Below are 26,255 nucleotides of genomic sequence, written 5' to 3' on the forward strand. Positions count from 1 at the left end.
AATATGGGATGTCCAATGATGACGGAACAAAAGCAAACTACCGATGCGGTTGAGACAAAACGCCCTCAGCAACCTGCAACGGCTCCCCATAAATCCAAGAGTTATGGATGGGTGGGCAATACGCTCTCAATTGCCATTTCTCTGGCGATAGGGGTGGGTGGCCTTTATATTTATTATCATGGTCAACAGCAGAATGCAGCATTAAGCGACAAAAATCTTGCTCTTCAACAAGAGATGGCGGCTCTGACACAGCAGCAGTCTGCCGATAAACAAAATTTTGATGCCAAACTCCAAGCGCTGGAGACTTCCTTACAACGAGCCAATTCACAAAACCAGCAGTCAGATGATCGCATTGCAGAGCTACGCAACCGTGTTTCGGCCTTGTCAAATACGGATATCGAAAACTGGCGGCTGGCGCAGGCAAGCTCCCTCGTTAAGATGGCTGGCCGAAAAGTCTGGAGCGAGCAAGATATCACCACCGCCATCGCCTTGCTGAAAGATGCTGACCAGAATCTGGCTGAAATGGATGATCCCAGCCTGCTCCATGCCCGTGAAGCTATCATGGCCGATATCGATTCTCTGACCAAAATCAAACAGGTTGATTTGGATGGCATTATCCTGACACTGAATCAGCTCTCCAATCAGGTCGATCATTTACGCCTTGCCGATAAAGTAGAGCAAGCCACATCAGAGCAAGCAAATCATCACGAAATCACCGCTTCACTCTCTGACTGGCGCCAGAACCTCAGCAATAGCTGGCACAGTTTTATGGATAATTTCATTACCATTACCCCGCGTGATAACAGCAAGGCACCGCTGCTGGCACCTAATCAGGGGGTTTACCTGCGCGAGAACATTCGTTCCAAGCTGCTCATTGCTGCGCAGGCCGTTCCCCGCCATCAGGTTAAAATTTATCAGGGGGCGTTGGAGGATGTGCAAACTTGGGTGAAGACCTATTTTGATACGGCTTACCCAGATGCAGAACACTTTTTAAAAAGTGTGGATTCACTGCAAAAAAGACCGTTGTCTATCGATATCCCTGAACACCTGAGCAGCCAGTCAATATTGACAGAGCTGGTACGTAAACGTATCTACAATTTACCCTCTTCAAAGCCGTTACCGCCTGCAAAGCCATTGCCTCATTCCAAGCCACCTCAAACGGGTTCCCAGTCAGACACCCAGCCTGATGCGCAATCACTGCCGACCACAACAGAAACGGCAGATGATCAAGAACAAACATCTGCCGGGGAGATCTGAACATGCTAAAAGTCTTATTGCTGTTCGTTATCCTGATTGCAGGGATCGTGCTCGGCCCCTTGATGTCTGGTCATCAAGGGTATGTTTTGATCCAGACGGACGAGCACAATATCACCACCAGTATCACCGGGCTGGTGATCATCTTCCTTCTGCTGCAATTCCTGCTGATTTTTCTCGGTTGGGGCTATCGTCGCTTGAAACGCACCGGCACCTCCACCCGTAGCTGGATCTTTGGCGGGTATAAACGTCACCGTGCCCGTTCACAGACCAAACAGGCGCTGCTGAAATTCGCCGAAGGGGACTTCAAACAGGTTGAACGCCTGATGGCGCGCAACGCTGACCATGCAGAACTGCCTGTTGTGAACTATTTGCTGGCCGCCGAAGCCGCCCAACGGCGTGGTGATTATTTCCAGACCCACCACTATATTGCACAAGCGGCAGAAGTTGCGGATAAAGACCAGCTTCCCGTCGATATTAGCCGTGTGCGTGTCCAACTGGCGCAAGGTGATGTTCATGCCGCCCGCAAGGGGGTGGAGAAACTGCTGGAACATACCCCTCGTCACCCTGAAATATTGCGATTGGCTGAACAAGCTTACTCGCTTTCCGGTGCGTATCAATCCCTGATTGATCTTTTGCCTTCGATGCTGAAAGTGAATCTGCACAGTGAAGAAGAAATTGTTAAATTGCGTCAGCAAGCCTATATCGGATTGATGAATCAGGTTATGGCAGGGAAAGGCAGTGCTGGCCTGAAAGTATGGTGGAAAGATCAAAGCCGCAAAATTCGCCATGATATTGTGCTGCAAGTTGCGATGGCAGAGCATTTGATTGAATGCAATGATCACGAGACAGCCCAGCAACTCATTTTGGATGGGCTAAAACAGCAGTATGACGAACGTCTCCTGCTATTAATTCCACACCTTAAGGCAACGGATGCGACAACCATACAAAAAACGCTTTCTCACTTATTAAAACAACACGGTGCCACCCCATTGCTCAACAGTACGTTGGGACAGGTTGCTTTGCGCCAGGGTGAATGGGCGAATGCGGAATCAGCGTTTAAGGCGGCGTTAGCACAGCGACCGGATGCCCACGATTACGCATGGCTTGCCGATGCACTGGACAGATTGCAAAAGCGTGAAGAAGCCACCCAAATCCGCAACAAAGGCTTTATGCTGACTTTAAAGCGTGACAGTGACGTCGAAGCATAAGGCATAACTTCTGCCTCAGTTAACGATGATCGGTGCATGGATGCAGTTGAGTCGTTAACCGAGGTGCATCACAGGCAAAAAAAAACACCTATCAAAGAAGACAGGTGTATAAATATAATCAGGTCTACAGACGGATAGTGCCTCACTCAACGTTGTGTCCGGTTTGCGATGAAAAGACAGAAAGCTCATTCATCTATAACGTGGACCATAGGCACTGACAATCAGCTCTACATCATCCTGAGGTTTATGAAGCCACAGGCTGTCATAAGGAGTAGGATGAGTATCTACGGTTTTAATTAATGCATTTTACGTGCCAATTTTCTCAGTCTGGATAAACCTTCCTTACCCAAGATTTGCCAGGCTTTCCAGAATAGATAGCGTATTTTTCACCAAGTCTCGTTAAAAAGACCGTCTCTCATTTGAGACGTCTTTTGAGTCGTTTACATATAGGCAATATAAATCATGGTGTTAAATGTCTCCTATTTGAGACATTCGATGGTACTGCTTGTCGTTGAAATACAACACCAATACAAAAATAGCTTTTAAAACAGAATGTTAATTCATGAATAAAAACAATCGCATTTAATTTTACGCTAAAAAATCAAACAGAAATTAACAGGAAACAGGAAGGAAAAAACTTTTTATCAGCGGGAAAAGCAGAAAGAAATAAAAAGAAAAAACCCCGACAAGCGGGGTTTTCTCAGAATCTGGTCGGCGAGAGAGGATTCGAACCTCCGACCCACTGGTCCCAAACCAGTTGCGCTACCAAGCTGCGCTACTCGCCGAAATATTTTTTATCTCTTTTATGGTGCGAAGGGGGGGACTTGAACCCCCACGTCCGTAAGGACACTAACACCTGAAGCTAGCGCGTCTACCAATTCCGCCACCCTCGCGTTTCATAAAAAAGATGGGGTGGCTAACGAGACTCGAACTCGCGACAACTGGAATCACAATCCAGGGCTCTACCAACTGAGCTATAGCCACCATAACAACTATCTTTTTTTACCTATTGCTATTTCCATAGCAATATTTTTACAACAACGTTGCCTACCAAAATAACCCACTATCACTGCTCTTGCACGCTTTAAATGGCGCGCCCGACAGGATTCGAACCTGAGACCTCTGCCTCCGGAGGGCAGCGCTCTATCCAGCTGAGCTACGGGCGCTTAACGCCGTTGCGGTGGAGGATAGTACGGATTTAATATCGTACTGTCCAGTGCTTTTTTAAAAGAAATGATGCGTTTGATTATGCTTTGCTCATTTAGCTGATAAAGACAGCATATTTCCACCGCGGCCGTGTAACAAACAGTGCTACCGATAGTTTCCTTGATTAAAGAACCAGCAAGAAAACTATCTTGATCTTTTTGGCAAATACAACTTCATCAACCAATAAATTGATGACACGAGCAACAAAAATACGCCCCCGACCATCAGCGAGAAACGTGTATCCGGGTTAATCGCCATGCCGACCAAGACACAACACAGGAAAAGCAATGTCAGGTAGTTGACATAAGGGAACAGAATCGATTTAAACCGATGCTGTTTCATGGCTTCCTCATGATGTTTACGAAAACGCAATTGGCTGACCAGGATCACAAACCACGGCACCATGCCGGGCAATACGCTGGCACTATAAACGTAAACAAAGACTGACTGCGGATTGGGTATTAGGTAATTCAGGCTGGAACCCGCAATCAGGCAAATAATGGTAATGGCAATACACCTTACCGGCACGCCATTTTTCGACAACTTCAGCAATGAAGCCGGTAATTGGCGGTTCTGCGCCAAGGCATACAGCATTCGACCACCACTGTACATTCCGCTGTTGCAGCCTGACAGCGCAGCAGTCAGCACAACAAAGTTAATCACCGCGGCCGCAGAAACAATACCCACTTTAGCAAAAGTCATCACAAATGGGCTGCCATGTGCGCCAACTTCTGTCCACGGAAACAATGTCACAACAATAAAAATCGCCCCGACATAAAAAATCAGGATACGCCACAAGATATTGTTGATCGCTTTTTTAAGGGTCACTTGTGGGTTTTTCGCTTCACCAGCAGTGATGCCAACCAGCTCTACCCCTTGATAAGAAGCAACCACAATACAGAGCGCAAATAAAAAGCCTTGCCATCCACCGGAGAAGAAACCACCATGCGAGGTCAGGTTACCCAAACCAATCGGTTGCCAGTCATTGCCCAGCCCAAAGAAAATCAAGCCGATGCCAACCAGGACCATCACAATAATTGTTGTGACTTTGATCATGGCAAACCAAAACTCCAACTCCCCATACAGCCTGACTGCTGCCAGGTTTGCCAAGGCAACCAATCCAACCGCCATCAATGCTGAAACCCATTGGGGTAATTCTGGAAACCAGAATTCAGCATAGACGCCCACGGCCGTGATCTCTGAGATCCCGACAGAAACCCACATGAACCAGTAACCCCATGCGGTTAAGCATCCCCAGTAAGGACTCAGATACTTATGCCCAAAAGCCGCAAATGAACCTGTTACAGGTTCAAGGAACAACATTTCTCCCATGGAACGCATGATGAAAAAAACAAAAAGCCCAGCAATAATGTAAGCCAGCAAAACAGAAGGACCGGCCCATTTCAAGGTACTGGCTGACCCCATAAATAACCCGACACCGATGGTACCACCCAGCGCAATCAGCTCAATATGACGTGCCTCAAGTCCCCTTTGCAGGCTCTGTTTTGAATCACTCATAAAACTCCCTAATCCACTTTTATGATGTTTATATTTGCAAACAGAAAAATACAGGAATTGATAATCAATCGTTGTAAAAAGGCTGGGATCAAAACACGTTTTGCCAATCAGTGAAATAAAAAAATGATAAATTGGCGGTTATTCCACGTTTTTGCCACATAAGATTTGAGAACAGGCAGAGAAACGATAAGGACAGCGATCAGAAATGAAGCAGCAACCTGCTGCACACCAATAGCACATGATCGATGCAGCAGGTAGAAAAAAAAGAGATTATCAGATCAGGATCAGAGTTTGCCACCGTAATAATAGCCAAGGAATCTCAACAACTTTATCTGTCTTCGGATGCGACCAGGTTGAGAAAGCAAGCGATACAACCACTCCAAGCCCAAATTTTGCCAGATTTTCGGTGCTCGTTTCACTTGTCCGGTAAAAACATCATAAGTGCCCCCAATCCCCATATACAGGGCATCCGGATGTACCTTGCGGCAATCGCGCATAAAGATTTCCTGTTTGGGTGATCCCATCGCTACCGTAATAATCGCAGCACCACTGGTATAGATCCGCTCAAACACCTTATCGCGCGTTTCTGGGGTAAAATAGCCATCCTGACTGCCCACGATATTAACGTTCCACTGGCGACGCAATTTTTCCTCAGTCTGTGCCAAAACATCTGGTTTTCCGCCGACCAAAAAGACCGGCGTGCCTTCACGCCCAGCTCGTTCCATAAGGGCTTCCCACAAATCAGCACCCGCAATACGCGACACATCCGCATCAGCGTATTTACGGCGGATAGCACGTACGATACTAATGCCATCTGCGTATAAATATTCAGCCTCATCCAGCAACATATTCAGGGCATTGTCTTTCTCTGCGGTGAGCACTTTTTCTGCGTTAATCGCAACCAATGTCCCCGTTTTTACCTGCCCATCCAGAAAAAGGTGGTCGAGGAAATGCGACATACCGCGGAATCCCCAAATATTGAGGCCACGAATGCGGTATTTGGGTATGTTATTCAATGCCATTTTTTTTCCTTACATCCAAAAGTACAGATGTTTTTCGCGAAGTTGCCAAGGTATTGACCATAAACGTTCGGATCAATCCGGCACTTTCAAACAGCCAATACAGCAATTTCGCCACGACCAGACACAAGCCAAAGACAATACAAAAGAACACGACCCGGGAAACAAAAGAATCGACACCTTCACGGGCCAGCACAATCATGTTAAAGATGGCACCAAAACAAAAAGCCTGCAAAATTGCTGCCTTATAACGATTGCGCTCTTGTTTTCCGGCTTCATAAATCCAATCAAACCACTTGATAATAAAACCGACGGCTATCGCCCCCAGAGGAATAAAGAATACGCCTCCCATCACCACCAAAGAACCAATCAGTGTGGGTGAAATCGCAAGGCCAGAGTGATTATTCAATACATCCCACGTGAAATAGTTAGCGGTATTCCAGACCAGATTCGGTCTGTCCGGCCATACCCAACTGGGGATAAAGACATAAAAATCACGGACAATCGGCGCCAGCCCCTGAAAATCTATTTTACTGTAATTATCCAGCAACAGAGCCAGATTTTCCCACGGCGAGAAAGTATCTCGCGTGAGATACAGGAAGGTATAAAAAGCTTCTGCTCCGCTCACATCCAGACTGTAGCGCTTCAACGCCAGCCAGAACATGCCGATAATGCCCATCATACCCGCAACAAACAGCATCCATAGTGTGATCCAGCCACGGACAATCCCGATAAACAGGAACAAGGCAAACGCGATAATGATGTTCGCCCGCGTTCCCCCCACGACGACATACGTCAGGATGCCAAACCCTACCGTTCCCACTAAAAAACACAACCAGCGTGCTTTGGTCGGTTTCAGAAAAAAGACCACCAGCATGGCGGGAATAAAGAAATAGAAGAATCGTTTGAGCGCCACGCCGGAAACTTGGCTGGAGAATATCTGGCTATAGGATTGGAGCTTAAACAGCAAAAAACCGTTCTGCATAAAGAACGAACCGACCGTAAAGACAGCAATTCCGGCAAGCAACAACCATGTCAGATTAGTCTCCACCCTGTTCATGGTAAACAGCGGCTTGCGCGGTGAAATGACCTCTGAAGTGCCAGATTTGGCCACATCACTTATCCGTGTTTTATAAGCCAGACGGGTTTTATAAGCCACATAGTAAATGGCATAAAAACAGCCCGATGCCAACATCGCATGCAGCAATGCATCGACAGGCACTACCTGCACATCAAACTGAAATACCAACAGGCTGGTGAGTGGAAAACCAAAATAGAATGTCAGCAAGTACAGCAATGAGAAAAAGACATTAAAGTTAAAGCGGATACGCCGAAACTCTTGATAGGTCAAGGTCAGGATAAAGGCCACTGAGATCACATAAACAACCAAAAGCCCACCAAATTGTGTCAAGGTCATTGATACTCTCCAGATGCATCCGACAGGGCGGTTTTCCACCCCTCAATGAAATTGGGATCAAAAAAAGCAATCGCCTTTTTATCGAGGGACAGCATCTGGCGCTGTGCTTCCTGCACCCAGTGTTTATTCAGTTCATCACCCTCAAACAGAACAGGTATCTGCTGCTCGGTTAAATCGTGCCAGAATGGATTTTGACGGCTCAACACAAAAGGAATACCCCATTGAATCAACAAGCAGAGTGTTCCAATCCCCTGCTGGCGATTGAAAATGAAATAACCCAAATCGCATTGACGCAACAATGCCAGGTATTCATTAAACACGAGTTGTTCTGTCAAAATGCGGATATTTTGCGCTGGAAACAACGACAATGCCGTTTGTTCCACACGCTGAATATAGGCTTGATTGTTGTCGGGATACCCCATTGGCATAATCACCTTTGCCTCATCGCCAAATTGACGGTGGATTTTCTGCAAAGCTTCAATATGGCGGTTGGATTGGTCCCCTGAGTTTCCCAATAAGATGGTAATTTCTTTTTGTGAATGCGGCGAAAAAGTTTTCTCCATCAGCGTAGGCTCCATACGGGTCGGGAAATAGAGCAATGATGATGGTACGGATTTGGCTTGGGTTAAATGCCGAAAAAAATACTGGAGATCGCCGCGCGTGGCAAAAATATGCCCTACCCGCTTCTGTGCCAGGCGCCTGATCAGATAGAATAAACGAAATTTCAGTTGACGGGATTCTTCATATAAATCAGCCCCCCAAACATGCCACAAAAATTGATGCCGCTTGATTTTGCCCGTTAATAAAGCCAGCCACAAAGCCGCATTAAACTGCCCGTGGAAAAAGAAACGAACGGTTCTGTTTGCCTTCGCTTTCTCTGTCACTGCCCGTGACAAGGCCGATTTGTTGTTATAAAGAGAAATCGTTAAATGAGGGTAATTCGCTAACCCTGTCTGGTCTTTAGACACCATCATAAAACACGGTTTGGCAGAAAAAGGGATTTCCTGAGCCAAGACGTCATTAAAGAAACGCAGTAACGTTTGATTGTGATGTGGGATATCCGATCCCAGAACGTGAATTAGGGTTGTCATGCTCGCCTGCGGTAAATAATAAATACGCTACAACAAAGAATGAAATAAACAAGGTAAGTTGCCATATATGACTGGGCTGCCCCCAATGCCCCATTTGCGGGTATCAGCCAATGAGAAAAACCCGTTAGTAAAAGGAGCTGGCTCACTTCAGTCAAGATATAAAAACGCAGTGCCGCTTTTGCTATCACTAAATAACCAAAAACATAAGCACCCACTTTCAACACGTCACCCACTAACTGCCACGCAAACAGATCCCGCATGGCAATGAATTTATCGGAAAACAGCAGCCAAATAACGACATCACGCAACAACCAGACAGAAACGCTGGCAGCCGCCACAGCAGGCAAAACAAATTTCAGTGCCTTCACAATTTCGCGGGCAATGTCTTGTTTACTCTGCAAACGAGAAAGCGTCGGCAAGAGATAGACCGTGAAGGAGGCCGTGATAAATTGTAAATAAGCATCCGAAATACTGCTGACTCCCTGCCAAATCCCGACCTCCTCCCAGCTATAACGCGCTGCCAGCAAATTTCGCATCATGACATAAGCCACAGGTAAGGTAATGGCGGTCAGCAGCGCCATCAGGGTAAATTTGCCCAGACTGCCGGCAATCGCGCGATCCCACATCGGCTTTAAGGCAGAAAAGGTAATCACCTTATGATGCAGTATCATCAAACCAGCGGGTAAAACCACCAATGCAGGGACTAACGCCAAGCCGGCTAATGCGCCTTCATAACCGCCCAACCAATAGCAGAAGCCATAGGCAAGCACGCCTGTCAGGCTGCCTAAAATAATTGCCAACGCATTTCCCTTAGCATCCTTGAACCCTTTCAAGATAGCCAGAAAATAGTTGGCATAAGCGATACCCATTTGAATAAATGCGAGCGTCTGCACAACCGTTTTGTAATGGGTGTGACCAAATAAGCCAATACTGATATCTTCACTGAACAAAAGGAAGATCACCGCCAGTAAGGTTGAAAAAGCCAAAATCATTAAAGACGATGTGCCTAATAGCGCCCTGAGTCTTTCCGGTTGCTGATGATGTTCCGCTACGTATTTGGTGACACCATTAAAAATCCCCGCACCAGAGAGCACCCCCAGTACGGTAATGAGTTGGCGGAAATTGCCGGCTTGCCCAATACCCGTTGGGCCAAAAGACACCGCCAGCAGCTTAATGACCAGCAACCCCACACCGATTTTGATCAGCGTGGAGCCTGCTGTCCAAACAGAAGTTTTGGCAAGTGACATATCAGACAAAAAATTCCTTGATACGATCGAGAACAACTTGCTGTTCTGCATCGGTGATGTTGTAGAACATCGGTAAGCGAACTAAGCGGTCACTTTCGCGGGTAGTAAAGCAATCTTCACCGTGGAAACGACCACATTTCTCACCCGCAGGACTGGTATGCAGTGCCACGTAATGGAACACACTGAGGATACCGTTCTCTTTCATGTAGCGATTGAATCTGCTGCGCTCTTCCACATCTTTGAGCTTGATATAGAACATGTGGGCGTTGTGTTCCAGACCTTCTGGGACAATTGGCAAAGCTAAGTGTCCCGCATCTGCCAACGGTTTCAGAGCCTGATAGTAGTTATTCCACAAGGTCAGGCGACGTTGGTTGATTTTTTCAGCTAGTTCCAGCTGTCCCCACAGGTAAGCCGCTTGCAGATCAGACAACAGATAGCTGGAGCCGATATCACGCCATGTGTATTTATCGACTTGCCCGCGGAAGAATTGACTGCGGTTAGTGCCTTTTTCACGGATGATTTCAGCACGGGCAATCATGGACTTATCATTGATTAATGTCGCCCCACCTTCACCACCGGCGGAGTAATTTTTGGTTTCATGAAAGCTGAAACAACCGATGTGCCCAATCGTACCCAATGCCCGACCTTTATAGGTGGACATGACCCCTTGGGCGGCATCTTCCACCACAGATAAGTGATATTTTTTCGCCAGTGCCATGATGGTATCCATTTCACAGGCCACGCCCGCATAATGCACTGGCACGATAGCACGAGTTTTCTCTGTAATGGCGGCTTCAATTTTGTTTTCATCAATATTCATTGTATCAGGACGAATATCCACGAACACAATAGTTGCGCCACGCAAAACAAACGCATTGGAGGTCGAAACAAAGGTATAGCTCGGCATGATGACTTCATCACCCGGCTGGATATCCAACAGCATGGCCGCCATTTCCAGTGATGCTGTACAAGAGGGAGTCAGTAATACCTTCGGGCAATGGAAACGCTGTTCCATCCAGGCCTCACAACGTTGGGTAAATTCACCATCACCACACAATTTACCGCTCGCCATCGCTTGTTGCATGTATTCAAGTTCTGTGCCGACTACGGGTGGTTTGTTAAATGGAATCATTTCGTCCTCTGTATAACCAATAGGCGGTGCTCTCAATCATGGCACCACGACGTGTATAAAGACGCAAGGCGGTGGTATTACTGATTTGTGTCGCCACTCTCAGTCGTTGTATCTGATGGTTCTGACACCACTGCTGCGCCGCCGACATTAATTTATCGCCAATCCCTTGATGATGATGGCCAGGGACTGCGGCCAGTAAGCCGATACGTGCTTCGCTGCAACCCATGTCCCTTAAAGTGACAAAGCCTGCAATTTGATCGTGTTCATTATTGATAAGTAAGCATTCGTGATCAAACGTACCCAAAACGGCTTTTTCAACCCAGGCGGCATAGAATCGCCCGCTGTCATCTGCTTGATACCAAGGAGCACGGAAGCGACTGGCCGTAAATACACGCGCCGCTACGCCCTGCAAAACGGGGATATCTTGTTGTTTTGCTGTCATTAACGATGTTGCAGAAATGCGTATTTTTCCCGCCTCAATCGCCAGTTGTAAATCAACTTCACCTTCGACCAGAGAAAACCCCAAGGCAGAAAGTTCATCAAGCGTGGCGGTTTGTTGGGCGGCCACCTTGGCTTGCACCAAAGCATATTGGTCCAAATCGACAGCCGTCACCACGGGCGCGGCTGACGAAAAATCCAGGCGGGCAGTAGACAGGCCAAAAAATTGGCTGTCCCAAGCCAGAGGTTTAAGGTTGGTGTGAATAGACATTGAGCAAATCCATCAGATAGTTGCCATAACCGGTTTTCGCCAGGTCTGCCGCCGCGGTTTTTAATTGCTCATCACTGAGCCAACCCTGACGCCATGCTATCTCTTCCAGACAGGCAATTTTGAAGCCTTGGCGTTTTTCGACGGTCTGAACAAAGGTACTGGCTTCAATCAGGCTGTCATGCGTTCCCGTGTCTAACCAGGCAAAACCACGCCCCAATAATTCAGCATTCAATTCACCGCATTCCAGATACATCTGGTTAATGCTGGTGATTTCCAGCTCCCCGCGAGCCGAAGGTTTTACCTGTCTGGCAAAATCCACGACTTTGTTGTCGTAAAAATAAAGCCCCGTTACCGCCCAATTGGATTTAGGCAGTAACGGTTTTTCTTCGATGGACAGTACCCGATATTGCTCATCAAATTCCACAACGCCAAATCGTTCAGGATCCATCACTTGGTAACCGAATACGGTTGCACCGGTTTCTCTGGCTGCCACATGTTGCAGTTTCGGACTAAATGCTTGACCAAAAAAGATATTATCCCCTAGCACCAGACAACAAGTCTCATTGCCGATAAACGCCTCGCCAATCAGAAATGCCTGTGCCAGACCATCAGGTGAAGGCTGTTCAGCATAACTAAGGTGGATACCCAATTGTTCGCCACTGCCGAGTAATCGTTTAAAAGCCGGTAAATCTTCCGGTGTCGAGATAATCAGAATATCGCGTATTCCCGACAGCATTAACACTGACAGTGGATAGTAAATCATCGGTTTGTCATAAATCGGCAATAACTGCTTTGATACGCCACGCGTTATTGGATACAAACGGGTACCGGAGCCACCGGCCAGTATAATTCCTTTCATCTACTCCCCCTGACAAGATTATTGATTGCCAAGCCCAAGTCGCTCTCCAGCATAAGAGCCATCCTGGACTCTGCGCCACCAATTCTCATTATCCAGATACCATTGTACGGTCTTACGAATGCCAGACTCGAATGTTTCTTCTGGCACCCAACCCAGTTCGCGTTCAATTTTTGCCGCATCAATGGCATAACGCCTATCATGCCCCGGACGATCGGTCACCTGGGTAATCAGATCGCGATAATACGCCACCCCCGCAGGTTTTTCAGGGCACAGCTCTTCCAGCAGTGTACAAATCGTTTCCACAACCTCAATATTTCGGCGCTCATTATGTCCGCCGATATTATAGGTTTTACCGGCTTCTGCTTGGGTGACAACCAAATACAACGCCCGTGCATGATCTTCCACATAGAGCCAGTCACGGATTTGTTCCCCCTTGCCATAGACCGGCAGAGACTTACCTGCCAGTGCATTCAGGATCATTAATGGGATCAATTTCTCAGGGAAATGATAAGGGCCATAGTTATTCGAACAATTGGTGATCACGGTCGGTAAACCATAGGTGCGCTGCCATGCCCTGACCAGATGATCACTGGACGCTTTTGATGCGGAATAGGGGCTGCTCGGCGCGTAAGGCGTGGTTTCAGTAAAAAAGCTACCTGTACCGTGTAAATCACCATACACTTCGTCGGTTGAAATATGATGGAAGCGGAATTTGGCCTGTTTTTCCTGATCCAACAGGTGCCAAAATGCACGTGCCGCTTCCAGCAAGGCATAAGTGCCGATGATATTGGTTTCGATAAACGCCGCCGGCCCGTCAATGGAACGATCAACATGGCTTTCTGCGGCCAGATGCATAACCGCATCCGGCTGATATTGCTGGAACACACGATCTAAGGCATCACGCTGACGAATATCAACCCGCTCAAAGGCATAACGGGGATGGTTCGCAACCGAGGCCAGTGATTCAAGATTACCGGCATAGGTCAGGCTATCAACCACCACGACGCAGTCTTGAGTCTGCTCGATAATGTAGCGCACCACCGCAGAGCCAATAAAACCGGCGCCGCCTGTAATAAGAATACGTTTCAACGCCAAACTCCTTTTGTATCAACAACCCATTTTTGCTTTATGGCCGAACCATTAATGGCTTTAAACTGGCTATGATCCACCAACATCAATACCACGTCAGCCTCTGCTAATGCCTGAGGGATATCCACCAGTTCTACCCCATCTTTCAATGAAGCAGGCAGTTCATGGACATTGGGTTCAATCGCGAGGGTTCGCCCTGCATGCCACTGTGCAACCCTTTTTGTAATATGAACGGCAGGGCTTTCCCGCAAATCATCGATGTTCGGCTTAAAGGCCAAGCCAAAACAGGCAATCTTAATCTCATTCGCCCGTTTGCCACTCTCAGCCAAACAGTCAGCGACAGCGGCTTTCACTTGATCCACCACCCACAATGGCTTGCTGTCATTCACCAAACGCGCGGTATGAATTAAACGAGACTGTTCCGGGTTCTGGGAGACGATAAACCACGGATCGACGGCAATGCAGTGCCCGCCAACACCCGGACCGGGTTGCAGGATATTGACCCGTGGATGGCGGTTTGCCAGACTAATCAGCTCCCACACGTTGATCCCCTGTTCGGCACAGATCAGGGACAATTCGTTGGCAAACGCGATATTCACATCACGGAAACTGTTTTCTGTCAGCTTGCACATTTCCGCGGTTCTGGCGTTGGTGATCACACACTCACCTTCAAGGAAAATCTTGTACAACTCACTTGCCCGGCGGGAGGATTTGGCGGTCATCCCGCCCACGACGCGGTCATTTTTGATCAATTCCACCATCACTTGCCCCGGCAAGACACGCTCAGGGCAATAGGCGATATCAATATCCGAGTGGTCACCCGCTTGTTGCGGGAATGAAAGGTCAGGACGTGCCACAGCTAACCATTCTGCCATCTGTTCTGTGGCACCCACGGGAGAAGTGGATTCCAAAATAATCAAATCGCCTTTTTTCAAGACAGGGGCGATAGATTCCGCCGCAGAACGCACATAAGCCATGTCCGGTTCATGCTCCCCTTTAAAGGGTGTCGGAACCGCAATCAAAAAGGCATCCGCCGTTTGTGGCACCGTGACGGCTTTCAGAAAACCGCCTTCTACCGCCACTCTCACCACTTCATCTAAATCAGGTTCAACGATATGAATCGAGCCACGGTTAATCGTCTCTACCGCATGTTGATTAACATCGACGCCAATCACCGTTTTTTGACGGGAGGCGAATGCCGCTGCGGTGGGTAAACCAATATAACCCAGGCCGATCACAGAAATTGTTTCAAAACTCATAATGTCACCTGATTTTTTTTTAATGCTTCGAGAATTCGCTGGCAAGCCCGGCCGTTACCATAGGGGTTATGGGCATGGCTCATTTGTTGGTAAGCGTTAACATCTGTCAATAGACGCGTCACTTCTGCAACGATAGTTTGGGTTTCTGTTCCCACCAATCGCACGGTTCCCGCATCAACCGCTTCAGGTCGTTCAGTAGTATCGCGCATCACCAAAACAGGTTTGCCCAAAGAAGGCGCTTCTTCCTGAATCCCCCCTGAATCGGTCAAGATCAAATAGGCATGATTCATCAAATAGACGAAAGGCAGGTAATCCTGTGGTTGGATAAGGATCACGTTATCAATGTCATGCAAAATACGCTTCACGGGTTCACTGACATTCGGGTTCAAATGAACCGGATAAACCACCTGAACATCAGGATGTGCTCTGGCAATCTGTGCCAATGCTTCACAAATGCGCTCAAACCCTTTACCAAAACTTTCACGGCGGTGACCCGTCACCAAGATCATTTTTTTATTTGAGTTAAGGAAAGGATAAAGTTCAGCAAGCTGCCCAGACAGGGTTTCATCATTCATGATGCGATCACGTACTGATAGCAGCGCATCAATAACCGTATTGCCTGTAACGAAAATACGGTGATCTGCAATGGATTCTTTTAAGAGGTTATTGCGGGAATTTGCCGTCGGTGCAAAATGGTACATGGCCAAATGCCCAGCAATCTTACGATTGCCTTCTTCTGGCCACGGAGAATAGAGATCTCCCGTCCTCAGCCCCGCTTCAACATGGCCGACCGGAATATGCTGATAGAAAGCAGCCAGACTGGTTGCCATGGTTGTAGTGGTATCACCATGCACCAACACCACATCGGGTTTAAATTCTTCCAACACCGGCTTCATCCCTTGCAGGATACGGCAGGTAATATCTGTCAGATCCTGCCCTTTTTGCATGATATTCAGATCAAAATCCGGCGTTATCCCAAACAGGTGCAATACCTGATCCAGCATTTCTCTATGCTGGGCTGTGACACAGACTTTTGCTTCAAAGGCCGTATCCATCGCCAACGCATGGACCAACGGGGCCATTTTAATGGCTTCCGGCCGGGTACCAAACACAGTCAACACTTTCACAGTGACTCTCTTATATTGTCAATCATTGCAGATACTTCCAAGAAAGGGGGATTAAAAACCTGTCGCTTATTTATATTGTTACTGATACGAACAGGCAGAGCGTGAGCGCCTGACCAAAGCGACCCCTGCACCCACCAACATGCCAACAGCTCCCCACAGAATCATCATAAAAACACGGCGAGGGCTGTCCCGGCTGACGGGTTCCTCCGGTGTTCTGAGATAACGGTAAGTCAGGAAAGAATTTTGCAAAGTCGGGCCAACATTCAATGTCGTCAGCATCGCAATATTTTGATCATAATCGAGGCTGTAATCAGGGCCTGTAGCTTCCAAGGTTTCCATTTGGGCTTGCAACAATGATGTGCCCAGCATAAACATTTTGGATTCAGGGAGTTCTTCGAGGGGGATATTGGTCTGATTACGGTGAATACCTTGCTTCTCAGCCACTTTCAGCGATTGCTGCAACACATTCAATTCACGACTATAGATCGCCTTTGCCACTATTTCCTGACGTTTCACCAACGCTTTCATGGACTGAGTACGCGTCGCCCACGCACCCTTAATTTCGTTGTTCAGGTGAGAATTCGCCCGTTGGTTGGCAAACGCAATATACTGGCGCAGAAGTTGGTTAGCATCAACGGCGGTTTCTGCCGTCAGTTTAATACTGTCATTTGACGACGTTTTATCATCACTGCGCGTGATTTTAATATCGTTAATCAATTCATCCAACAATACCGCATCCGCTTTGGCCTGCCCTTCCCTGCGTTGTTTATAATATTCAGAATGAAGCCAGAATTCACGACGGGTGTCATATGCCGAAATCTGTGTCATGAATTCTTTGTATGCACCATCTGGGATGGTCGGTAATTGTGCCTCTGGTGAGGCATTGATATGGGTATCCAAATTACGCAAAAATTGTTGTTGCGAATAGTAGCTACCCAAATTATTGGTTGTCGGTAAATCCACAATAGCGGTTGCGCTCCATTTTGGCTGCATCAGATAAGATGCACCCAGAGCGACGGCAGCGAAAATCATTGCCAGTGCGATAATCCATATCTTTCCACGCCACAAAGCATAACACAGTGCCCGAATATCCAGTTCATGCTCTATAGCAGGCTGATCCTGTATAGATTTCGTTTCTGAGTTTATCACTGCACAAAACCCCTTTGATAGTCGATGTTTTTAATGATGGCTTGCTGCCCGACGCATACGCCGCTTACACCGTTTGATAAAACGGGCGACTTTCCACGCACGTTTGATGCAATAGCCATACAACATAAATGCAAGCAAAAATAATGCCAACATCACCCACTCAGGAACAAAAATCAACCGCTCAGCAATTATTCCTATCGATGCCAATAAAGCCGCCGCCAACGAGATCAAAATAAATGCCTGACGAGAGGTAAAACCCGCACGCATAATCAAATGATGAATATGCTGGCGATCCGGAGAAAACGGACTCATCCCCTTACGCAATCGACGGTACATAATAGCGACCATATCCATCAGTGGGATGGCAATGACCCATAATGCGGTCACAGGATGAATTGAATTGTGTTTCCCTTGAGTTGCTTCAGTCAGTAACCAAATAATGGTAAAGCCGATTAACGTACTTCCCGCATCTCCCATAAAGACTTTGAAACGTTTTCCTAATATTCCAAGGTTAAGGAAGATGTAAGGCAAGATCCCTGCAATAAATGCAAAACACCAAAACGCCAGTGCCGTATTACCACTTGTGTACAGCAAAATACCCAAGGCACCGAAAGAGACGCAAGATAGCCCCCCCAGTAGCCCATCAATACCATCCATCATATTGAACGCGTTAATCGCGGCCCAAACAGCGAACAGGGTCACAACATAGCTGAATGGCCCAAGTGACATTTCCCATGCCCCGAATGCGTGTCCCAAGCTATCAAGTTTCAGGCCAGCAAAATACATCATGCTGATACCAACCAGAGCCTGAATGGTAGCCCGAATCTTCACACTGATATCAAAACGGTCATCCAAGGCACCGATAAGAACCAATATTCCGGCACAAACCAAATACAGCCACTTATGAGGTATAAACTCTTTTGTAATCACAAATGCGAAACACACGCTAAAAAAAACAGATATGCCTCCCACTAAAGGCACTAAGCCCTGATGACGTTTACGGTAATTAGGTTTATCAACCAGGCCGATTTTTTTTGCTGCCTTACGAGCCACAAACAAAAACACCAATGAGAATATAAATACGCAAAAAATTTCGACACTCATACTGGGAATATTCACAATAACAACTCTCTATAAGATAATGATGGGGCATCTATTATTTTATTCATTGACTTATGGATGTCCCACTTGACACCGAATCCATAAGTTCCCTGTTAACAAAACAGGGCATCCTGACTCATAAAATTAATCAATTGGACCATGCAACCTGTAAAGCATGATTCATCATTATAAAACGTTTGGTCAGGAAAAACGCATCTAATCACTCGAAAAACATGCAAAAAATGTACCATTTCAGTCAAATAGAGTCAGTGACTGATAAAAAAAGCGCCACAAAAACGTGGCGCTTTAGAGAAGTGAATAAATATTATTTATTACTTAATATGGATGATTACGGAACTATCCAATTTCACAAAAACTATATTTCACAAAAACTATATTTCACAACAACTATGAGCGTTTCATAAAGTCGAAGAATTCTTCGTTTGTTTTTGTCATAGCCAGTTTGTTGATAAGGAATTCCATCGCATCGGTTTCACCCATCGGGTGAATGATCTTACGTAAGATCCACATCTTCTGTAGCTCATCCTGTGTAGTGAGCAGTTCTTCTTTACGGGTTCCAGAGCGGTTGTAATCAATGGCTGGGAAGACACGTTTTTCAGCAATCTTACGGGACAGGTGCAATTCCATGTTACCTGTACCTTTAAACTCTTCGTAAATAACCTCATCCATCTTGGAACCGGTATCAACCAGCGCAGTCGCAATGATGGTCAGGCTGCCGCCTTCTTCAACGTTACGTGCCGCACCAAAGAAACGTTTCGGACGATGCAGGGCGTTCGCATCCACCCCCCCCGTCAGAACCTTACCGGAAGCCGGAACCACGGTGTTATAGGCACGAGCCAGACGGGTAATGGAGTCCAGCAGGATGATAACGTCTTTTTTGTGTTCAACCAGACGTTTCGCTTTTTCGATAACCATCTCAGCCACTTGAACATGACGGGAAGCCGGTTCATCAAAGGTTGAAGCAATGACTTCGCCTTTTACCAGACGCTGCATCTCGGTGACTTCTTCTGGACGCTCATCAATCAGCAAAACCATCAGAACGCAATCGGGATAGTTGTGGGCAATGTTAGCTGCGATATTTTGCAGCAGCATGGTTTTACCGGCTTTTGGTGGCGCCACAATCAGACCACGCTGACCACGACCAATCGGCGCTGCCAGATCCAGAACACGGGCAGTCAAATCTTCAGTCGATCCGTTACCACGTTCCATACGCAAGCGGTTATTGGCATGAAGTGGAGTCAAGTTTTCAAACAGGATTTTACTGCGGGCGTTTTCAGGTTTGTCAAAGTTAACTTCATTAACTTTCAACAGGGCAAAATAACGTTCACCTTCTTTGGGTGGGCGGATTTTCCCTGAAATGGTGTCACCGGTACGGAGGTTAAAGCGGCGGATTTGGCTAGGAGAAACGTAGATATCATCGGGACCTGCAAGGTAAGAACTGTCTGCGGAGCGGAGGAAACCAAATCCATCCTGCAATATCTCCAGCACACCATCTCCAAAAATATCCTCTCCGCTTTTCGCATGCTGTTTGAGAATAGAGAAAATGATGTCCTGCTTACGCATACGAGCCAGGTTTTCCAGCCCCATATTTTCGCCGAGAGTAATCAACTCAGATACCGGCGTATTCTTTAATTCGGTAAGATTCATAATGGTGGGTTCTTTAACTCGGGGTATATCTCGAACTATGAACGTGAATGGTATGGCAGCATTATCGATGCCTGTTTATTTGTACCAGAAACAAATAAGACCTTCTAACATATTAAATGATATTACAAGGCAATAGTTTGAAGTACTCAGATTGATTTCAAAATAGATGCCATATGTTATAACTATCTATAATGTAAGTACAATTCTATGATGCAAATACTATTATAAGGTTTAATAGTGGGCACTATTTCAGCATATACATCTTTCAGCATAAACGTTTTTTAACGTAACTGTTTTTTGACATAAGCACTGTTAGCGGATTCGGAACCTAACGTAAGAAGGTACAACATAAAAATGCTTAGGATAAAAACACCCTGCTTAAAGATATTCAGCATTAGAACGCTATGGGTGTACCAAGCTATATACTGGATTGTTCGTATATAGACTCAGAAATTCTACCAAATGCGATATGCCATCAGATACTTCAGGTGACCCAGAGATAACAGATTTATCAGACACTACAAACTGTTTAGTATGCAACATGCTTAATGTCAACTCTTTATATCAATCAAGATATGTCAATAAGCCTTTATATCGAATAAAGAATCCGCTCAAGCGAGGCTTCACATTAGCACATGCCCGCTAACTTACCATGCTTCGTAGCGGACGTCTAGCGGTCAATAGGATAAATCACCTTATCCGCCAAACGCCCGTCATTACTGTGACCTGACTCTAAATTAGAGGTGTGGTTCCAAAAACTCTTTCAGTTGAGTTTTTGACAAGGCGCCCACTTTTACTGCAACCTTCTCGCCATCTTTAAACAAAATCAGGGTTGGAATACCACGAATACCGAATTTTGGTGCGGTTTCAGTGTGATCGTCAACATTCAGCTTGGCAACTGTCAGTTTCCCTGCATACTCTGAAGAAATTTCATCCAAAATAGGAGCAATCATTTTGCAAGGACCGCACCATTCAGCCCAGAATTCGACAAGGGCGGCACCACTTACATTCAGCTTATCTTCGTTGAAATCACCGTCAGTCAGATGAATGATGCCTGCATGCACAGCCTCATCGTTCACAATCTTTTCATTCATTTTGTTGCTCCAAAAGTAAAATCTTTTACAGTGTCAGTGTACATTAACCAACATTAGGGTGTCTTTATTTCAGCGGATACACTTTCTTAAAGCAATAGTTAACTGATATTCTACCATACTATGAGCAAAACACATTTGACAGAAAAGAAGTTTTCCGACTTCTCATTGCACCCCAAAGTCTTAGAAGCCCTTGATAAAAAGGGGTTTTACAACTGCACGCCGATACAGGCGCTAACATTGCCTTTAACTGTCGAAGGCCGAGATGTTACGGGGCAAGCACAAACCGGAACGGGCAAGACGCTGGCATTTTTGGCGTCTACTTTTAATTACTTATTGACCCATCCTGCGGCCAGAGAGCGTAAAACGAATCAGCCAAGAGCGCTGATCATGGCGCCGACTCGTGAATTGGCAGTTCAGATATACTCTGACGCAGAAGAATTGGCGGAAGTCACTGGGTTGAAAATGGGTCTTGCCTACGGCGGCGATGGCTATGATAAACAGCTTAAGGTGCTGGAAGCTGGCGTCGATATCGTCATTGGTACCACAGGGCGTTTGATCGATTACACTAAACAGGGTCATATCCATCTTGGTGCCATTCAAGTTGTTGTGCTTGATGAAGCTGATCGCATGTATGATCTGGGCTTTATCAAAGACATTCGCTGGTTGTTCCGCCGGCTGCCTGCGGCGACAGAAAGAATGAATTTGCTGTTTTCCGCAACGCTCTCTTATCGGGTACGTGAGCTCGCTTTTGAGCAGATGAATAATCCTGAGTATGTGGAAGTCGAACCCCTGCAAAAAACCGGGCATCGCATCAAGGAAGAGCTATTTTATCCTTCCAATGAAGAAAAAATGCGCCTGCTACAGACGCTGCTGGAAGAAGAGTGGCCTGATCGCTGCATCATTTTTGCCAATACCAAGCATCGCTGTGAAGACATCTGGGCCCATCTGGCTGCTGATGGTCATCGGGTTGGTTTACTGACCGGTGATGTTGCACAGAAAAAACGTCTGCATATTCTTGAAGAATTCAGCCTGGGCAATCTGGACATTCTGGTTGCCACCGATGTTGCCGCCCGTGGGCTGCATATCCCATCTGTAACCCATGTATTTAACTATGATCTACCGGATGACTGTGAAGATTATGTTCACCGGATTGGCCGGACAGGTCGTGCTGGAGAAAGCGGCCACTCCATCAGCCTGGCATGTGAAGAATATGCGCTGAACTTACCAGCCATTGAAGAATATATCCAGCACCAGATACCTGTCAGCAAATATAACAGTGATGCGTTGCTACAAGATCTGCCAGTCCCTAAGCGCCGTAACCGTACCCGCTCAGGGGGACACCCTCGACGTACCAACATGGCGCGCCGTGGCAATACCACACGCAACCGTAAGCGTCCAAGCTAAAATGGCACAATGCTGAAATAATACGACATTGAAATAATGCGATACTGAAACAACACAGGCTGGAATAAATACTATGCTGAGGGCTTCTTCGCTTTATGCCGCTATCGATTTAGGTTCAAACAGTTTTCATATGCTGGTTGTCCGTGAAGTATCCGGTAACATTCAGGTCGTCACTCGCGTCAAGCGCAAAGTCAGGCTGGCTGCCGGATTGGATAAAAATAATTATTTATCACAACAGGCAATGGAACGGGGATGGCAGTGCTTGCGCCTCTTTTCCGAATATTTGCAGGATATTCCAGCCTCACAGATCCGCGTTGTTGCCACTGCAACCTTGAGGCTTGCTGAGAATTCGGATGAATTTGTCAGGAAAGCCTCAGAAATATTGAGCACCCCGGTTAACGTGATCAGTGGTGAAGAAGAAGCTCAGTTAATTTATCAAGGTGTTGCTCATACGACTGGCGGATCTGAAAAGCGGCTTGTCGTCGATATTGGTGGTGCCAGTACTGAATTAGTCACAGGTATCGGCGCCAAGGCCAGTCAGCTTTTCAGCCTTGAAATGGGCTGTGTTACCTGGCTGGAACGTTATTTCAATGATCGCAGCCTGACAGCAGAAAACTTTGCCAACGCAGAAACGGCTGCCCATGATATTCTCAACGCTGTCGCCACTGGGCTGCTTGAGCAAGGCTGGGAAATTTGTGTGGGCGCTTCCGGTACGGTACAAGCCTTGCAGGAAATCATGATTGCTCAAGGTATGGATGAACTGATCACCCTGCCCAAACTCCAGCAACTCAAACATCAGGCGATTGAATGCGACAAACTGGAAGAGTTGGAAATTGATGGGTTAACGCTGGAACGAGCACTGGTTTTTCCCAGTGGATTAGCCATCTTAATCGCTATTTTTCAAGCACTGCATATCGAAAGTATGATACTGGCAGGCGGCGCACTGCGCGAAGGTCTGGTTTACGGCATGTTGGATTTGCCAATTGAACAGGACATTCGGGCAAGAACCCTGCGCAATGTCCAGCATCGTTTCCAACTGGATATCGAGCAGGCACAACGTGTCAAACAGTTGGCTGAAAATTTTTGCCAACAAGTTGCCCAGTCATGGAAATTGGGTGAACGTTGTCGTGAGTTATTGGGCAGTGCCTGTTTGCTCCATGAAATCGGTCTGTTTGTTGATTTTCGCCAGGGGCCTGCCCATTCTGCTTATCTGATCAACCACTTGGATCTGCCTGGTTATACCCCTGCCCAAAAACGGCTTTTGGCTACGCTATTGAAAAATCAAAGCGGTCCAGTGGATTTGGCCTCGCTCAGTCAACAAAATGCCGTGCCACCGCGACAGGCACAACGGTTATGTCGCTTATTGCGACTGGCCATTATTTTTGCCAGTCGCCGGCGGGATGACACGTTACCCGCTTTACGGTTACAGGCGGAAAATGAAGCCCTCACTGTCATCCTGCCCCATCAATGGCAGGTAAAGCATCCACTCAGAACTGAAGCATTACAGCAAGAAATGAAGTGGCAAAGTTATGTCCAGTGGTGGTTGTTCCTTGAGGAACAAAATAACGCTCGTTTAGGCTGAAACTTTTACTTTGTCCCCTGCATTTGTGGATAAATGCAGGGTTTTCATCATGCTATTAGTTGCCTATTGATTATTCCCGTTTTTCTGCCCGAACCCTAAACGGGATTTAATGTCGGCAAGCCGCGATTGCCCCTGTTTCATCCTTTCTTCCGCACTAATCACTCGCTTACCCTGCGGCCAATTCAAATCATCCTGTGGCAATTCAAGCAAAAATCGGCTCGGTTCCGGACGGATAAGTTCACCAAACTGGCGACGCTCTTTACTGAGTGTGAAAAAAAGTTCTCTCTGCGCGCGTGTAATGCCCACATAGGCCAAACGGCGCTCTTCCTCAATGTTGTCTTCATCAATGCTGCTCTGGTGTGGCAACAAACCTTCTTCCATACCCACCAAAAAGACATAGGGAAATTCCAACCCCTTGGACGCATGTAACGTCATTAACTGAACCTGATCCAACGCTTCATCTTCCTCGCCTCTCTCCAGCATATCCCGCAAGGTAAAACGCGCCACGACTTGGGAAAGGGTCATGGGTTCATTCAAATCATCTCCCTCAAGCATTTCACTCATCCAAGTGAAAAGTTGATTGACGTTTTTCATTCTCATTTCAGCCGCTTTCGGACTAGGGGAAGTTTCATATAACCAGCTTTCGTAATCCATGCCACGCAGTAAATCTCTCACCGCCAGTAATGGCTCCCGCTCCGCCTGACGGGATATTTCATCCATCCAGTGGGTAAAGCGCTGCAATGCAGCCAAACCTCGCCCGGTTAAATACTGTTCCAACCCAAGATCGAAGCTGGCTTGATATAAACTCTTATTGCGCTGATTCGCCCATTCACCCAACTTTTGGATCGTCACGGCACCGATTTCTCGCCGTGGTGTATTTACAATACGTAAAAACGCACTGTCATCCTCAGGGTTAGTCAGAACACGCAAGTAGGAGAGCAAATCTTTGATTTCAGGCCGGGAAAAGAACGAGGTTCCTCCCGAAATTCGGTAAGGAATACGGTTTTGCATCAGCATCTTTTCGAAGATACGAGATTGGTGATTACCACGATATAAGATAGCGTAATCTTTATATTCCGTTTTATTAATAAAGTGATGGGCGATCAATTCTCCCGCCACACGTTCAGCTTCATGCTCTTCATTACTCGCTTCGATCACCCTGAGCGGCTCACCATACCCCAATTCTGAAAAGAGTTTTTTCTCAAAAACATGGGGATTATTGGCGATCAGAATATTCGCCGCTTTCAAGATCCGTCCTGATGAACGGTAATTTTGTTCCAGCTTAATCACATTTAGCGACGGAAAATCTTCTTTCAATAAATTCAGGTTCTGTGGACGAGCGCCGCGCCATGAATAAATAGATTGATCATCATCTCCCACCACTGTAAAACGGGCTCGATTCCCCACCAGTAATTTCACCAGTTGATATTGACTGGTATTGGTATCCTGATATTCATCCACCAGCAAATAGCGAATTTTATTCTGCCAACGTTCCCTGACTTCTTCATCACGCATTAACAGCAATGTTGGTTTGGTGATCAAATCATCGAAATCGAGCACATGACAACTGTTCAGTTGCAGGTCATAACGACGGTAACACTCGGCAAATTGGTGTTCCTGTGCTGAACCCGCCATCTTCATCACCTGCTCAGGTGACATTAAGTCATTCTTCCAGTTAGAAATGCTCGCAATCAGTTTTTGTAGTAGATCCTTATCTTCTTGTAACAAATCTGTGGTGAGATCTTTCAACAACGCCATCTGATCGTGATCGTCAAACAATGAGAAGTTGCTTTTCATTCCCAGCGCTTTGTATTCACGTTTAATGATCTCCAACCCCAAAGTATGGAAAGTCGAGATCATCAACCCTCGAGTTTCCTTGCGACCCAAAGTTTGGGCAACACGTTCTTTCATCTCACGTGCCGCCTTATTGGTAAAAGTGACCGCCGCAATATGGCGAGCCTGATAACCACAGGTACGGATCAGGTGGGCAATTTTATTGGTGATCACTCGGGTTTTACCGGAACCGGCACCTGCCAAAACCAGGCAAGGCCCTGTGACAAATTCAACCGCGTGTTGTTGGCTTGGATTTAATCGCATACTGTTTCAAAAACTCTATCAG

General features: G+C 46.7%; 20 protein-coding genes and 4 tRNA genes. 4 read left to right on the forward strand and 20 right to left on the reverse strand.

Annotation, left to right across the window (positions count from 1 at the left end; genetic code table 11):
• The first annotated feature begins 18 nt into the window (after window positions 1-18).
• Together hemX and hemY are read left to right on the forward strand one after the other, a co-directional pair.
• Window positions 19-1,257, forward strand: a complete 1,239-nt coding sequence (gene hemX / locus PSI15_RS07410; protein ID WP_273582995.1) for a uroporphyrinogen-III C-methyltransferase — start codon at window positions 19-21, stop codon at window positions 1,255-1,257.
• 2 nt (window positions 1,258-1,259) lie between these two features.
• Window positions 1,260-2,465: a protoheme IX biogenesis protein HemY gene (gene hemY / locus PSI15_RS07415; protein ID WP_273582969.1), complete on the forward strand. Its 1,206-nt coding sequence runs from the start codon at window positions 1,260-1,262 to the stop codon at window positions 2,463-2,465.
• Window positions 2,466-3,173: 708 nt separating this feature from the next.
• On the opposite strand, the gene PSI15_RS07420 is transcribed toward hemY, so the two are convergent.
• From PSI15_RS07420 to trxA, 19 genes are all read right to left on the reverse strand, one after another.
• Window positions 3,174-3,250 (reverse strand) — tRNA-Pro (locus tag PSI15_RS07420).
• A 21-nt stretch (window positions 3,251-3,271) separates the two neighbouring features.
• Window positions 3,272-3,358: transfer RNA gene (locus tag PSI15_RS07425), tRNA-Leu, on the reverse strand.
• Window positions 3,359-3,373: 15 nt separating this feature from the next.
• Window positions 3,374-3,449: transfer RNA gene (locus tag PSI15_RS07430), tRNA-His, on the reverse strand.
• Window positions 3,450-3,554: 105 nt separating this feature from the next.
• Window positions 3,555-3,631 (reverse strand) — tRNA-Arg (locus PSI15_RS07435).
• Between the two features lie 184 nt (window positions 3,632-3,815).
• A complete protein-coding gene (thrP, locus tag PSI15_RS07440; RefSeq protein WP_273582970.1) occupies window positions 3,816-5,189 on the reverse strand; it encodes a bifunctional threonine/serine APC transporter ThrP in 1,374 nt (457 codons plus the stop codon).
• 284 nt (window positions 5,190-5,473) lie between these two features.
• On the reverse strand, window positions 5,474-6,211 hold the full coding sequence (wecG, locus tag PSI15_RS07445) for a lipopolysaccharide N-acetylmannosaminouronosyltransferase (RefSeq protein ID WP_273582971.1): 738 nt from the start codon (window positions 6,209-6,211) through the stop codon (window positions 5,474-5,476).
• A complete protein-coding gene (gene wzyE / locus PSI15_RS07450) occupies window positions 6,198-7,625 on the reverse strand; it encodes an ECA oligosaccharide polymerase (protein ID WP_273582972.1) in 1,428 nt (475 codons plus the stop codon). The genes wecG and wzyE overlap by 14 nt, the downstream gene beginning before the upstream one ends.
• Entirely contained in the window at window positions 7,622-8,716 is a 1,095-nt protein-coding gene (locus tag PSI15_RS07455; RefSeq protein WP_273582973.1) for a TDP-N-acetylfucosamine:lipid II N-acetylfucosaminyltransferase, read from the reverse strand. The genes wzyE and PSI15_RS07455 overlap by 4 nt, the downstream gene beginning before the upstream one ends.
• Window positions 8,713-9,963: a lipid III flippase WzxE gene (wzxE, locus tag PSI15_RS07460; protein WP_273582996.1), complete on the reverse strand. Its 1,251-nt coding sequence runs from the start codon at window positions 9,961-9,963 to the stop codon at window positions 8,713-8,715. The genes PSI15_RS07455 and wzxE overlap by 4 nt, the downstream gene beginning before the upstream one ends.
• 1 nt (window position 9,964) lies before the next feature.
• Complete coding sequence (rffA, locus tag PSI15_RS07465) at window positions 9,965-11,095, reverse strand: dTDP-4-amino-4,6-dideoxygalactose transaminase (protein WP_273582974.1); 1,131 nt, start codon at window positions 11,093-11,095, stop codon at window positions 9,965-9,967.
• Complete coding sequence (gene rffC, locus PSI15_RS07470; RefSeq protein ID WP_273582975.1) at window positions 11,082-11,804, reverse strand: dTDP-4-amino-4,6-dideoxy-D-galactose acyltransferase; 723 nt, start codon at window positions 11,802-11,804, stop codon at window positions 11,082-11,084. Before rffC ends, rffA begins: the two co-directional genes overlap by 14 nt.
• Window positions 11,782-12,663, reverse strand: a complete 882-nt coding sequence (rfbA, locus tag PSI15_RS07475) for a glucose-1-phosphate thymidylyltransferase RfbA (protein ID WP_273582976.1) — start codon at window positions 12,661-12,663, stop codon at window positions 11,782-11,784. The genes rffC and rfbA overlap by 23 nt, the downstream gene beginning before the upstream one ends.
• Window positions 12,664-12,681: 18 nt before the next feature.
• Complete coding sequence (rffG, locus tag PSI15_RS07480) at window positions 12,682-13,752, reverse strand: dTDP-glucose 4,6-dehydratase (RefSeq protein WP_273582977.1); 1,071 nt, start codon at window positions 13,750-13,752, stop codon at window positions 12,682-12,684.
• A complete protein-coding gene (wecC, locus tag PSI15_RS07485; protein WP_273582978.1) occupies window positions 13,749-15,011 on the reverse strand; it encodes a UDP-N-acetyl-D-mannosamine dehydrogenase in 1,263 nt (420 codons plus the stop codon). Before wecC ends, rffG begins: the two co-directional genes overlap by 4 nt.
• Complete coding sequence (gene wecB / locus PSI15_RS07490) at window positions 15,008-16,138, reverse strand: non-hydrolyzing UDP-N-acetylglucosamine 2-epimerase (protein WP_273582979.1); 1,131 nt, start codon at window positions 16,136-16,138, stop codon at window positions 15,008-15,010. Before wecB ends, wecC begins: the two co-directional genes overlap by 4 nt.
• A gap of 78 nt (window positions 16,139-16,216) precedes the next feature.
• Entirely contained in the window at window positions 16,217-17,287 is a 1,071-nt protein-coding gene (gene wzzE, locus PSI15_RS07495) for an ECA polysaccharide chain length modulation protein (protein WP_273582980.1), read from the reverse strand.
• Between the two features lie 30 nt (window positions 17,288-17,317).
• Window positions 17,318-18,406, reverse strand: a complete 1,089-nt coding sequence (wecA, locus tag PSI15_RS07500) for a UDP-N-acetylglucosamine--undecaprenyl-phosphate N-acetylglucosaminephosphotransferase (protein WP_273582981.1) — start codon at window positions 18,404-18,406, stop codon at window positions 17,318-17,320.
• Window positions 18,407-18,796: 390 nt separating this feature from the next.
• Entirely contained in the window at window positions 18,797-20,056 is a 1,260-nt protein-coding gene (gene rho / locus PSI15_RS07505) for a transcription termination factor Rho (protein ID WP_045968130.1), read from the reverse strand.
• Window positions 20,057-20,793: 737 nt separating this feature from the next.
• Window positions 20,794-21,150 carry a thioredoxin TrxA gene (trxA, locus tag PSI15_RS07510; RefSeq protein WP_045968128.1) on the reverse strand — a complete coding sequence of 119 codons (357 nt, stop codon included), beginning with the start codon at window positions 21,148-21,150 and terminating at the stop codon, window positions 20,794-20,796.
• Between the two features lie 120 nt (window positions 21,151-21,270).
• Between trxA and rhlB the strand changes: the two genes are divergently transcribed.
• Window positions 21,271-22,554: an ATP-dependent RNA helicase RhlB gene (rhlB, locus tag PSI15_RS07515; RefSeq protein ID WP_045968126.1), complete on the forward strand. Its 1,284-nt coding sequence runs from the start codon at window positions 21,271-21,273 to the stop codon at window positions 22,552-22,554.
• A gap of 73 nt (window positions 22,555-22,627) precedes the next feature.
• Window positions 22,628-24,136, forward strand: a complete 1,509-nt coding sequence (gene gppA / locus PSI15_RS07520) for a guanosine-5'-triphosphate,3'-diphosphate diphosphatase (protein ID WP_273582982.1) — start codon at window positions 22,628-22,630, stop codon at window positions 24,134-24,136.
• Between the two features lie 63 nt (window positions 24,137-24,199).
• On the opposite strand, the gene rep is transcribed toward gppA, so the two are convergent.
• Window positions 24,200-26,233, reverse strand: a complete 2,034-nt coding sequence (gene rep, locus PSI15_RS07525; protein ID WP_273582983.1) for a DNA helicase Rep — start codon at window positions 26,231-26,233, stop codon at window positions 24,200-24,202.
• Window positions 26,234-26,255 lie beyond the last annotated feature (22 nt).

It is taken from the genome of Xenorhabdus sp. PR6a (assembly GCF_028599065.1).
Lineage (GTDB): Bacteria > Pseudomonadota > Gammaproteobacteria > Enterobacterales > Enterobacteriaceae > Xenorhabdus > Xenorhabdus doucetiae.